The 12,537-nt window shown below is 65.2% G+C and carries 8 protein-coding genes and 1 riboswitch; of the genes, 3 read left to right on the forward strand and 5 right to left on the reverse strand.

The annotated features are described in order from the left end of the window. Positions 1-2: 2 nt before the first annotated feature. Positions 3-1,919, reverse strand: coding sequence for a phosphomethylpyrimidine synthase ThiC (gene thiC / locus GEV02_RS23195; protein ID WP_152840333.1), 1,917 nt, complete (start codon positions 1,917-1,919; stop codon positions 3-5). 66 nt (positions 1,920-1,985) lie between these two features. Further along, a riboswitch (TPP riboswitch) is annotated at positions 1,986-2,089 on the reverse strand. A 99-nt stretch (positions 2,090-2,188) separates the two neighbouring features. Between thiC and GEV02_RS23200 the strand changes: the two genes are divergently transcribed. After that, on the forward strand, positions 2,189-3,910 hold the full coding sequence (locus GEV02_RS23200) for a sensor domain-containing diguanylate cyclase (RefSeq protein WP_152840334.1): 1,722 nt from the start codon (positions 2,189-2,191) through the stop codon (positions 3,908-3,910). Here the strand turns inward: GEV02_RS23200 and GEV02_RS23205 are convergent. Both GEV02_RS23205 and GEV02_RS23210 read right to left on the reverse strand, forming a co-directional pair. Next, positions 3,907-4,722 (reverse strand): crotonase/enoyl-CoA hydratase family protein, encoded by an 816-nt coding sequence (locus tag GEV02_RS23205; RefSeq protein WP_152840335.1) that lies wholly within the window; start codon positions 4,720-4,722, stop codon positions 3,907-3,909. The genes GEV02_RS23200 and GEV02_RS23205 overlap by 4 nt on opposite strands. 79 nt (positions 4,723-4,801) lie before the next feature. Then, a complete protein-coding gene (locus GEV02_RS23210; protein ID WP_152840336.1) occupies positions 4,802-6,355 on the reverse strand; it encodes a M20/M25/M40 family metallo-hydrolase in 1,554 nt (517 codons plus the stop codon). A 200-nt stretch (positions 6,356-6,555) separates the two neighbouring features. On the opposite strand from GEV02_RS23210, the gene GEV02_RS23215 reads away from it, so the two are divergent. Further along, on the forward strand, positions 6,556-9,351 hold the full coding sequence (locus GEV02_RS23215; protein WP_152840337.1) for a valine--tRNA ligase: 2,796 nt from the start codon (positions 6,556-6,558) through the stop codon (positions 9,349-9,351). Positions 9,352-9,407: 56 nt separating this feature from the next. Here the strand turns inward: GEV02_RS23215 and GEV02_RS23220 are convergent, their stop codons facing one another. Beyond that, positions 9,408-9,833, reverse strand: coding sequence for an Lrp/AsnC family transcriptional regulator (locus GEV02_RS23220; RefSeq protein WP_070271115.1), 426 nt, complete (start codon positions 9,831-9,833; stop codon positions 9,408-9,410). A 123-nt stretch (positions 9,834-9,956) separates the two neighbouring features. Between GEV02_RS23220 and GEV02_RS23225 the strand changes: the two genes are divergently transcribed. Beyond that, a complete protein-coding gene (locus tag GEV02_RS23225; RefSeq protein WP_152840338.1) occupies positions 9,957-11,561 on the forward strand; it encodes a phytoene desaturase family protein in 1,605 nt (534 codons plus the stop codon). Here GEV02_RS23225 and GEV02_RS23230 read toward each other — a convergent pair whose 3' ends face one another. After that, complete coding sequence (locus GEV02_RS23230; protein WP_152840339.1) at positions 11,562-12,530, reverse strand: threo-3-hydroxy-L-aspartate ammonia-lyase; 969 nt, start codon at positions 12,528-12,530, stop codon at positions 11,562-11,564. It abuts the gene before it with no gap. Positions 12,531-12,537 lie beyond the last annotated feature (7 nt).

The following is a 12,537-nucleotide window of genomic DNA, read 5'->3' on the forward strand; positions in this document are numbered from 1 at the left end:
CCTCACAGCTTGCGATACAGTTCGGCGCCGTTCTTGATGAACTCCACCGCCTTGACCTGCATGCCCTGCTGCAGCGCCGCGCCGTCGCTCATGCCGTTGGCGGCGGCGAACTCGCGCACTTCCTGCGTGATCTTCATCGAGCAGAAATGCGGGCCGCACATCGAGCAGAAGTGCGCCACCTTGGCCGAATCCTTGGGCAGGGTTTCGTCATGGAACTCGCGCGCCTTGTCGGGGTCGAGGCCGATGTTGAACTGGTCGTCCCAGCGGAACTCGAAGCGCGCCTTGGATAGCGCGTTGTCGCGGATCTGCGCGCCCGGATGGCCCTTGGCCAGGTCGGCCGCGTGGGCGGCGATCTTGTAGGTGATGATGCCGTCCTTGACGTCGTTCTTGTCGGGCAGGCCCAGGTGCTCCTTCGGCGTGACATAGCACAGCATGGCCGTGCCGTACCAGCCGATCTGCGCGGCGCCGATGCCGGAGGTGATGTGGTCATAGCCGGGCGCGATATCGGTGGTCAACGGGCCGAGCGTGTAGAACGGCGCTTCGTGGCACTGTTCCAGTTGCAGGTCCATGTTTTCTTTGATGAGCTGCATCGGCACGTGGCCCGGGCCTTCGATCATCACCTGCACGTCGTGCTTCCAGGCGATCTGGGTCAGTTCGCCCAGGGTCTTCAGCTCGCCCAGCTGGGCTTCATCGTTGGCGTCGTAGATCGAGCCCGGGCGCAGGCCGTCGCCCAGCGAGAACGACACGTCGTAAGCCTTCATGATCTGGCAGATCTCTTCGAAGTGCGTGTACAGGAAGGATTCCTTGTGATGCGCCAGGCACCACTTGGCCATGATGGAGCCGCCGCGCGAGACGATGCCGGTCAGGCGCTTGGCCGTCATCGGCACGTAGCGCAGCAGCACGCCGGCGTGGATGGTGAAGTAGTCGACGCCCTGCTCGGCCTGCTCGATCAGCGTGTCGCGGAAGATTTCCCAGGTCAGGTCTTCGGCCTTGCCGTTGACTTTTTCCAGCGCCTGGTAGATCGGCACGGTGCCGATGGGGACCGGGCTGTTGCGGATGATCCACTCGCGCGTTTCGTGGATGTGCTTGCCGGTGGACAGGTCCATGACGTTGTCGCCGCCCCAGCGGATGGCCCAGGTCATTTTCTCGACTTCCTCGCCGATCGACGAGGTGACGGCGGAATTGCCGATGTTGGCGTTGATCTTCACGAGGAAATTGCGGCCGATAATCATCGGTTCGATTTCCGGGTGGTTGATGTTGGCCGGGATGATGGCGCGGCCGCGGGCGATTTCCTCGCGCACGAATTCCGGCGTGATGGTGGCCGGGATGCTGGCGCCGAAGGACTGGCCCGGATGCTGGCGGCCCATCAGGTCGGCCAGGCGCTGGCCCATCGGGCCGGAGTTCTTCAGGTTTTCCAGGTATTCCTGGCGGCGCAGGTTTTCGCGGATGGCGACGAACTCCATCTCCGGCGTGATGATGCCCTGGCGCGCGTAGTGCATCTGCGTGACGTTCTTGCCTTCACGGGCGCGGCGCGGCTTGCGGTGCAGGTTGAAGCGCAGCTCGGCCAGGGCCGGATCGGCGAGGCGGGCCTGGCCGTATTCGGAGGTCGGGCCGTCCAGTTCTTCGGTGTCATCGCGCTCCAGTATCCACGGCAGGCGCGGGGTCGCGGCCAGGCCGGAGCGGATGTCGATGGTGGCGTCCGGGTCGGTGTACGGGCCGGAGGTATCGTAGACGTAGATCGGCGGATTGGCTTCGAAACCGAACGAGGCCGGGGTGTCGGCCTGGGTGATTTCGCGCATCGGCACGCGGATGTCGGGACGGCTGCCTTCGACGTAGACTTTGCGGGAATTCGGTAAGGGCTTGATGGCTGCCTCGTCCACCGTGGCGGTGGCGGAGAGGAATTTAGGATTGGCGTTCATTTGGCTCCTTCGTTAGCTACAGGAGCCAGCAAAGGAGGTTGGACGGTGCCTCTCCACAGGGTGTGGCGGCGATGTCCTAAGCTTCCCTTCGCTGGCATTATCCAGATCAGGTTCGGAGGGTATTTCTCACCCGCGCATCGCAATGATGCGCAGGACCCCTAGCGTGTGCCGCCTTGCGGCAGCGGGACGATTATACCCCCGCCTTTCAACGTTGCGCAAAAAATACTGGTTAGCTTGCTATTTGTATGACTCGTCGCTAGCCTAGGTGTATGAAAAATAAAACAGAGACGGGCCAGCCGCGCAAACGGCTGAGGCTGGCAACGCTGGTGACGCTGGGCGTCTGCGCCACGGTGGCGCTGAGTACGGCGCTGCAACTGGCGCTGGTCGACCACTTCGCCACCAACTACGCCGGCAAGGAAGCCGAGCTGCGGCTGCAGCAGCTGTCCTGGCAGATGCGCGACTCGCTCAACCGCGTGGTCAGCAAGGCGGCCGGCGACGTCCAGCTGGTGACGGCGCTGGCCCAGGTGCGCGAAGCGCGCGACCCGGCCGCCGCGCGCGCCGTGCTCGACAGCCTGCAGGACAGCTTCCCCGACTACGCCTGGATCGGCATCGCCGGCCAGGACGGCAAGGTGTTCGCCTCCGCCCACGGCTTGCTGGAAAACGCCGACGTCAGCGCGCGCCCGTGGTTCAAGGCCGGCCAGGGCGGCTTGCGCACCATCGACTATCATCCCGCACTGCTGCTCGGCAAACTGCTGCCGCAGGCGGCCGACCCGTGGCGCTTCATCGACGTGGCGGCGCCGGTGCGGCGCGCCGACGGCCAGCCGTGGGGCGTGCTGGGCGTGCACATGAGCTGGAACTGGGCGCGCCGCCTGGCGCGCAATCTGCTCACACCGGCGCTGCGCGAATACGGCGCTGAAATCCTGGTGGTGCGCAACGACGCCACCGTCCTGCTGGGGCCGGTGGGCATGGAGGAAAAGAAACTCAACACCAACAGCCTGCAACTGGCGCAGGCCGGCCAGACCGGCGCCATCCGCGAGACCTGGCCGGACGGCAAGGTCTACCTGACCGGCTACAGCCAGACCGGGCAGAGCGGCGACACCGCCACCCTGCAATGGTCGGTGCTGGTGCGGCAGCCGGAGCAGGTGGCGATGGCCGCCTCGCGCCAGCTGGAGCAGTTGATATTGTGGCTGAGCGTGGCTGCGGGCGCGGCGATGGCGCTGGTCGCCGCCTTCCTGGCGCGCCGGCTGACGCGGCCGATGGACAGGCTGAGCCGCACCATCGAACAGCGCGCCAAGGCCGTCGAAGAGGGCCAGCCGCTGCCGGAAGTGCCGGCGATCGACGGCTTCCGCGAAGCGCAGGTATTGTCGCGGGCGATGCGGGACATGGTGCACAGCGAAGCGCGCCACGTGGACCTGCTGCAAACCATGAACGAACAACTGGAAAGCACGGTGGCCCGGCGCACCGCCGAGCTGGAGCAGCTGGTCATGCGCGACGTGCTGACCGGGCTGCCGAACCGGCGCGCGCTGATGCAGGCGCTGCCCGCGGCGATGGCGCGCGTGACCCGCATGCGCCAGCCGTGCGCGGTGCTGTTCCTCGACCTGGATGGATTCAAGAACGTCAACGACACCCACGGGCATGAGGAAGGCGACGAGCTGCTGCGCCAGTTCGGCCAGCGCATCGTCGGCGCCGTGCGGCGCACCGACACCGTGGCGCGGCTGGCCGGCGATGAGTTCGTCGCGATCCTGGAAAACCTCAGCGACGCGGCCGCGGCGGAAGAGATGGGCCGCAAGATAATGCCGCTACTGCGCGAGCCGTTCGTGCTGAAGACCGCCACCGTCAACCTGAGCGCCAGCATCGGCATCGCCATCCACCAGCCGGGCGACGCCGAAGACCTGGACGCGCTGCTGGCCCGCGCCGACCGCGCCATGTACGAAGCCAAGCGCGGCGGCAAGAACAATGTCGTCATGGCGGCTGCCGCCGCGCCGGTTTAGTCCTTGAACGTCGGCGGCCGCTTGCTCATGCCGGACATCATCGCTTCCTGCAGGTCGGCCGACATCAGCATGGCGGCGTTCCAGGTGGCGTTGTAGTTGAGGCCGTCTGCTACCGTGTGATCGCGGGCGTAGGTGATCATTTCCTTCACGCCGCGGATCGCCAGCGGCGCCTTGGCGGCGATCTCGGCGGCGATCGCGTGCACGCCCTCGCGCAGCGCTTCCGGCGTGTCGAACACGCGATTGACCAGGCGGATCTCTTTGGCCTCGGCAGCATCGACCTTGCGCGCCGTGTAGGCCAGTTCGCGCGCCATGCCGTCGCCGATCAGTTTGGGCAGGCGTTGCAAGGTGCCCACGTCGGCCGTCATGCCGATATCGATTTCCTTGATGGTGAACCAGGCGTCGGCCGAGCAGTAGCGCATGTCGGCACAGGTGATCAGGTCGATGCCGCCGCCGACACAGGCGCCGTGCACGGCCGCCAGCACCGGCTTGCGGCAGCGCTCCAGGCTGGTCAGGGTGTCCTGCAGGTCGAGGATCACGCGGCGCAGCTTCTCGCGCGTGCGGCCGTCGCAATCGTCGTGGATCTGCGCGCCCAGGCCCATCATCATTTGCAGGTCGATGCCGGATGTGAAGGCCTTGCCCTCCCCTTCCAGCACCGCCACGCGGATCTCCGGCGTGGCGTCGATGTACTGGAACACGCTGCGGATATCGTTCCACATCGCCAGGTTCATCGCGTTCAGTTTCTCCGGGCGGTTCAGACGCACGGTGGCGATATGGTTTTCAACGCTGAGGGTGACGGTTTCAAAGCTGGGCATCGGGGTCTCCTGTTATGGTTCGCTCAAGAATACCCCAGGTGGGGCGGCCGCAACAACAGGCCGGCCGCCCCGACGTGCGTTACTGCGGCGGATACGTCACGGTCAGCGTGTAGCTGGACGCGGTGTAGCCGTTCAGCAGTACATAGGCATTGCCGGCGGCCGTGTACGACACGCTGCAATTCTCGGTGCTGGTCGGGCCGTCGGACTTGCAGTCGTAGCTGGTGGTGGTCGGCGTGCCGGCCTTGCGCACGTACAGGTCGGTGTCGCCGCTGCCGCTGAGCGCGGCCTTGAAGCTGCCGTTGGCCGCCACCTTGTACGGACCGTAGGCACGGGTCTGGCCCTTGGTCAGCGTGCCGGTGAAGGTCTCGGTGTGGTCGCCCGGCGGCGTCACGCCGGCGCCGTCGCTGCCCAGCTCGACAGCGTAAGCCAGTGCCATGCGCGCGAACTTCAGCGCGTGGTCGGCCTGGTTGCCGGTGTTGGCGTAGGTGTCGTTGGCGGTGTGGATGTAGGGATCATCCTCGCCCATCGCCGCCTCGAACGGCATCGACGACCAGTAGCCGGCCGAGGTCCACGACGCATGGTCCGAGCAGGCGTAGCCGCATTTGTCGTAGCCGATTTTCAAGGTCGGCAGATAGGTCGTGATCAGATTGCCGACGAAGGTGTTCTGCGCATTATCGGTGTAGTCGGTGTACAGGTAGATGTCGTTGACCGAGCCCTTGTAGTTGGTCATGTCGAGCTGCATCACGCCGACCACGTTGACGTTGTTGGCCTTGTGGTTCTGGGCGATGTCCTGCGAGCCGCGCAGGCCCACTTCCTCGGCGGCGTAGCCGATCAGCTTGATGGTGCGGCGCGGCTTGTAGCCGCTGGCCACCATCACCCGCAACACCTCGGTCAGGCTGGCGATGCCGGAAGCGTCGTCGTCGGCGCCGGGCGCCTTGGTGGTCTCGCTGGTGCCGGACTGGTTGATCGAGTCGAGGTGGCCGCCCAGCACCACCACTTCGTTCGGATTGTCGGTGCCGGTGATGGTCAGGATCACCGATTTCTGCGGCCACGATGCGTGCGTGTATTGGGTCACGGCGATGTCGCTGCGGCCGGCGGCCATCGTGGTCCAGCGCTGCTTGAGCCAGTTGGACGCGTTGACGCCGTTGTTGGTGGTGTAGTAGCGGTTGGCGTAGGACGACATGTCGACGATGGTCTGGCCGATGTTACTGGCCTGCATCTGGCTCAGCATGGGATTGACCACGCTTTGCTGGTCGATCACGTACGACGGCCGGATGGCGGCCAGTTGCGCGCTGCGGGCCTGGTCCTTGGCCGGCGACAGCGCGGCCAGGCCGGCCGCCTCGCTGGCATGGAACATGAAGCCACCGCAGCGGCGCAGCTTCTGGTGCACGGCGGCCGACAGCGACAGCATCTGCTGCTCGTCGACCTCGACCAGGTGCAGCTTTTCCTGCCCCGCCGAAGCGGCAAACGTGGCGCGGCTCTCGCGCGCCTGCACCTGCGGCGCCACCTTTTGCAACTGGGCATAGGCGGCGTCGCCGACGCTGATCCAGATCTTGTTGGACTGGGCCAGCGCGGAAGCCGATGCACCGGCGAATAAACCAGCGATCAGCACAGCAATGATGCGTGTTGTCATTTCCGTCTCCTTGTCATTAAAACCATTATCGGGGCCGACAACGGTATGCCTTTGACGGAGACGAGTCAAAAAAATTCCAGAATTCGACATCCTGGCCGCAAATGTCCAGAGTTTAACAAGCCACCAAGCAGCCTCGAATCTGCGCATGGCTTGCCGCGTCATCTATAATGGCTGTTTTCCCAAATTTAATCAGCCAAATCATGGAATTAGCCAAGTCTTTCGAGCCTGCCGACATTGAACAATTCTGGCGTACCGAGTGGGAACAGCGCGGTTACTACACCGCCACCCTCGACGCCGGCAAACCTTCTTTCAGCATCCAGCTGCCGCCGCCGAACGTGACCGGCACCCTGCACATGGGCCATGCCTTCAACCAGACCATCATGGACGGCCTGACCCGCTACCATCGCATGCTGGGCCATAACACCGCCTGGATCCCGGGCACCGACCACGCCGGCATCGCCACCCAGATCGTGGTGGAGCGCCAGCTGGACGCACAGAAAATCTCGCGCCACGACCTCGGCCGCGAAGAGTTCGTCAAGAAAGTCTGGGAATGGAAAGAGAAATCCGGCTCCACCATCACCGGCCAGATGCGCCGCCTGGGCGCGTCGCCGGACTGGCAGCGCGAGTACTTCACGATGGACGAGCCGCGCTCGAAAGTCGTCACCGACGTCTTCGTCCGCCTGCACGAGCAAGGCCTGATCTACCGCGGCAAGCGCCTGGTCAACTGGGATCCGGTGCTGGGCACCGCCGTCTCGGACCTGGAAGTGGTGTCGGAAGAGGAAGATGGCTCGATGTGGTACATCAAGTACCCGCTGGCCGATGGCAGCGGCACGCTGACCGTCGCCACCACCCGTCCTGAAACCATGCTGGGCGACGTCGCCGTGGCGGTGGACCCGACCGACGAGCGCTACCTGCCGCTGGTCGGCAAGATGCTGAAGCTGCCGCTGACCGACCGCGAAATCCCTATCATCGCCGACGAATACGTCGACAAGGAATTCGGCACCGGCTGCGTCAAGATCACCCCTGCGCACGACCTGAACGACTACGCCGTGGGCCAGCGCCACAAGCTGCCGCTGCTGACCATCATGACGCTGGAAGCGAAGATCAACGATGAAGCGCCGCAAGCCTATCGCGGCATGGACCGCTTCGTGGCCCGCAAGCAGATCGTCGCCGACCTGGACGCGCAAGGCTTGCTGGAACAAGTCAAGCCGCACAAGCTGATGGTGCCGCGCGGCGACCGCACCGGCGTCATCATCGAGCCGATGCTGACCGACCAGTGGTTCGTCGCCATGAGCAAGCCGGCGCCGGAAGGCACTTTCTTCCCGGGCAAATCGATCGCCGAAACCGCGCTGGACAAGGTCGCCAACGGCGAGATCAAGTTCGTGCCGGAAAACTGGAGCACCACCTACAACCAGTGGCTCAACAACATCCAGGACTGGTGCATCTCGCGCCAGCTGTGGTGGGGCCACCAGATCCCGGCCTGGTACGACGACGCCGGCAACATCTTCGTCGCCAAGACCGAAGCCGAAGCGATCGCGCAAGCGGCCGCCAAGGGCGTGACCGGCCCGCTGCGCCGCGACAACGACGTGCTCGACACGTGGTTCTCGTCCGCGCTGGTGCCGTTCTCCACGCTGGGCTGGCCGGAAGAAACGCCTGATATCAAGGCCTTCCTGCCGTCGTCGGTGCTGGTCACGGGCTTCGACATCATCTTCTTCTGGGTGGCGCGCATGGTCATGATGACCGCGCACTTCACCGGCAAGGTGCCGTTCGAGACCGTGTACGTTCACGGCCTGGTGCGCGATTCGACCGGCCAGAAGATGTCCAAGTCCAAGGGCAATACGCTGGACCCGATCGACCTGATCGACGGCATCGGCATCGATGCGCTGGTGGAAAAACGCACCACCGGCCTGATGAACCCGAAAGCGGCCGAGAAGATCGCCAAGGCCACCCGCAAGGAATTCCCGGAAGGTATCGCCGCCTACGGTACGGACGCGGTGCGCTTCACGATGGCGTCGTACGCCTCGCTGGGCCGCAACATCAACTTCGACCTGGGCCGCGCCGAAGGCTATCGCAACTTCTGCAACAAGCTGTGGAACGCCACCCGCTTCGTGCTGATGAACACCGAAGGCAAGGATTGCAGCGCCAGCGTGGCAGATCTGTCGAACGCCGACAAGTGGATCATCTCGCTGCTGCAAAAAGCCGAGCTGGACGTGGCCAAGGGCTTCGAAGACTACCGCTTCGACAACATCGCCTCGACCATCTACAAGTTCGTCTGGGACGAGTACTGCGACTGGTATCTGGAAGTGGCCAAGGTCCAGGTACAGAGCGGCACCGAAGGCCAGCAACGCGCCACCCGCCACACGCTGCTGCGCGTGCTGGAGGTGGTGCTGCGCCTGGCGCATCCGGTCATCCCGTTCGTCACCGAAGCGCTGTGGCAGGCCGTCGCGCCGCTGGCAGGCAAGACCGGCGACTCGATCATGACCCAGCCTTACCCGATCGCCAACACCGCCGCCATCGATGAATCGGCCGAGGCGTGGATGCAGCAGCTGAAGGCGCTGACCGACGCGACCCGCAACCTGCGCGGCGAAATGCAGCTGGCGCCGTCGCTGCGCGTGCCGCTGATCGTCGAACCGACCAATGCGGCCGACAAGGCGGCGATGGAAGTGTTCGCACCGTACATCCAGTCGCTGGGCAAGCTGGCCGAAGTGCAGATCGTGGATGCGCTGCCGGAATCGCCGGCCGCCGTGTCCATCGTCGGCACGACCAAGCTGATGCTGAAGGTGGAGATCGATGTGAAGGCCGAGCGTGAGCGTCTGGCCAAGGAGATCGCCCGCGTTGAAGGCGAGATCAACAAGGCCAACGGCAAGCTGTCGAACGAAAGCTTCGTCGCCCGCGCACCGGCCGAGGTGGTGGCGCAGGAGAAGGAACGCGTTGCCAACTTCTCGGCCACGCTGGACAAGATGCGCGAGCAATTCGCCAAGCTGCCGGCTGCCTGATAAAGCCAACTGCCAAGCAAAAAGCCGCACGGTGCAAACCGCGCGGCTTTTTTTTATCAGCGGTCGATACGCGTGGTCATCATGATCGATGTCGTGGTGCGCTCCACGCCATCCAGCGCGCCGATGCGGTCCACCACGCCATCCAGCTCTTCCACCGATGCCGCCTCAACGCCGGCGATGAAGTCGTAAATGCCGTTCACCGAATGCAGCGTGCGCACCTGGGCGACGCGGCGCAAGGCCCGCTCAATGGCGGGCGTCAGCTTGGGCGTGGCCGTAATCATCACCAGCGCGCGCACCAGCCCCGCCTGATAGTCGGCGCTGGTGCGCACCGTGTAGCCGATCACCACGCCTGAGCGTTCCAGCCGCTCGATTCGGCTTTGCACCGTCGTGCGCGACATCCCCAGCTTGCGCGCCAGCTCGGTCGTGGTGGCGCGCGCGTTTTCGCGTAGCAGCGCCAGCAGTTGTTGGTCGATCTCGTCCATGCTTTCCTTTTGCTGAAATATTCGTCATTTTGACAATAATTTTCGCGCAATTCGTCGCCCTGCGCAATGCAATTTGCCGAAGCCGTCCGCACAATGGAGGTTCTGAGTTCAAGGAGTGATCTGATGCGCGACGTAGTGATTATCGGCGGCGGCCACAACGGCCTGGTGTGTGCCCACTATCTGGCCAAGGCCGGCTTGAAAGTCACGGTGCTGGAGCGGCGCTCCGTGGTCGGCGGCGCGGCCGTGACGGAGGAATTCCATCCGGGCTTCCGCAACTCCGTGGCCGCGTACACCGTGTCGCTGCTCAATCCCAAGGTGATCGCCGATCTGGAGCTGGCCAGGCACGGCTTGCGCATCGTCGAGCGCCCGCTGTCGAACTTCCTGCCGCTGGAAGACGGCCGCTACCTGAAAATAGGCGCCGGCCAGACCGAGGCCGAAGTGGCGAAGTTCTCCCCACGCGACGCCGGCCGCCTGCAAGCCTACGCCGAGCACCTGGAAACGGCCGCCGCCCTGCTGCGCGACACCGTGCTGCAAACGCCGCCCAACGTGGTCCAGGGCGGCTGGCTCAGCGCCCTGCCAGAGCTGTTCAAGGCCGGCAGCCTGGGCAACCGTCTGCGCAAACTGCCCATCGCCACCCAGCGCGAATTGCTCGACCTGTTCACCAAATCGGCCGGCGACTATCTGGACGGCTGGTTCGACAGCGCGCCGATCAAGGCCGCCTACGGCTTCGACAGCATCGTCGGCAACTACGCCAGTCCGTACACGCCCGGCTCGGCCTACGTGCTGCTGCATCATGTATTCGGCGAGGTGAACGGCAAGAAAGGCGCGTGGGGCCACGCCATTGGCGGCATGGGCGCGATCACGCAGGCGATGGCGCGCTCGGCCGAGGCCAGCGGCGTCGAGATCCGCACTGACTGTGGCGTGCGGGAAGTGCTGCTGGATAAGGGCCGCGCCGTGGGCGTCGTCACCGCGCGCGGTGAGCGGCTCGATGCGCGGGTGGTGGTGTCCAATCTCAATCCGCGCTTGCTGTACACCTCGCTGGTCGACGCGGCCGCCCTGCCCGCCGACTTCCTGCGCCGCATGGAAGGCTGGCGTTGCGGCTCCGGCACCTTCCGCATGAATGTGGCGCTGTCGGAACTGCCGGATTTCAGCTGCCTGCCCGGCAAGCAGATGGCGGAACACCATGGCAGCGGCATCATCATCGCCCCCAGCCTGGACTACATGGAGCGCGCCTATCACGACGCGCGCGCGCTCGGCTGGTCGCGCAAGCCGATTGTGGAGGTGCTGATCCCGTCGACGCTGGACCCGACGCTGGCGCCGCCCGGCCAGCATGTCGCCAGCCTGTTCTGCCAGCACGTGGCGCCGCAACTGCCCGACGGCGCCAGCTGGGACGATCACCGCGATACCGTGGCCGACCTGATGATAGACACCGTCAACAGCTACGCGCCCAACTTCAAGGCCTCGGTGCTGGGCCGGCAGATCATGAGTCCGCTCGACCTGGAGCGCACCTTCGGCCTGGTCGGCGGCGATATCTTCCACGGCGCGCTGGGGCTGGACCAGCTGTTCTCGGCGCGCCCCATGCTGGGCCATGCCGACTATCGCGGCCCGATCGCCGGGCTCTACACCTGCGGCGCGGGCACGCATCCGGGCGGCGGCGTGACCGGCGCGCCGGGCCACAACGCCGCACGCGAAGTGCTGCGCGATTTCAAGCTGAAGAAGTACGCCTGATTACGGCGCCAGCAAGGCGGCGTAGCGCTCGATATCGACATTGCCGCCGCTGATGATGACGCCCACGCGCTTGCCGCGCAGCTGCTCCTTCATGGCGCGCGCGGCGGCGAAGCCCAGGCAGCCGGTCGGCTCCACCACCATCTTCATGCGGGCGGCGAAGAAACGCATTTCGGCGCGCAGCTGTTCGTCGCTGACGGTCAGGATATCGTCGACATCGCGCTGGATGATGGGGAAGGTCAGATTGCCCAGATGCTGGGTCTGCGCGCCGTCGGCGATGGTCTTGGGCGTATCGATGTGCACGATGCTGCCGCTGCGGAAGGATTGCTGGCCGTCGTTGCCCGCTTCCGGTTCCACGCCGTAGATTTTGGTCGACGGCGAGATCGCGCGCGCCGACAGCGCCGAGCCGCTCAGCAGGCCGCCGCCGCCCAGGCAGACGAACAGCGCATCGAGATGCCCCACTTCCTCGAACAATTCCTTGGCCGCCGTACCCTGCCCTGCGATCACGTCGGGATGGTCGTAGGGCGGGATCAGCGTCAGGCCGTGCTTGCTTGCCAGGTCGCGGCCGATCTGTTCGCGGTCTTCGGTGTAGCGGTCATAGAGCACCACCTCAGCGCCGTAGCCGCGCGTGGCGGCGACCTTCGAAGCCGGCGCGTCGTGCGGCATGATGATGGTGGCGGGTATACCCATCAGCCGGGCCGACAGCGCGATCGCCTGCGCGTGATTGCCGGACGAGAAGGCCACCACGCCTGCGCGGCGCTGCACATCGTCGAAGCGCGCCAGCGCGTTGTAGCCGCCACGGAATTTGAACGCGCCCATGCGCTGCAAGTTCTCGCACTTGAAGAACACCTCGGCGCCCAGTTCCTCGTTGGCGGTGCGCGAGGTGGCCACCGGCGTGCGGTGCGCGTGGCCGGCGATGCGTTCCGAGGCGGCGACCACGTCGGCGTAGGTTGGAAGTTTCAGTTCGCTCATCATAGTC

It is taken from the genome of Rugamonas aquatica (genome assembly GCF_009380215.1).
Taxonomy (GTDB): Bacteria; Pseudomonadota; Gammaproteobacteria; order Burkholderiales; family Burkholderiaceae_D; genus Rugamonas; species Rugamonas aquatica_B.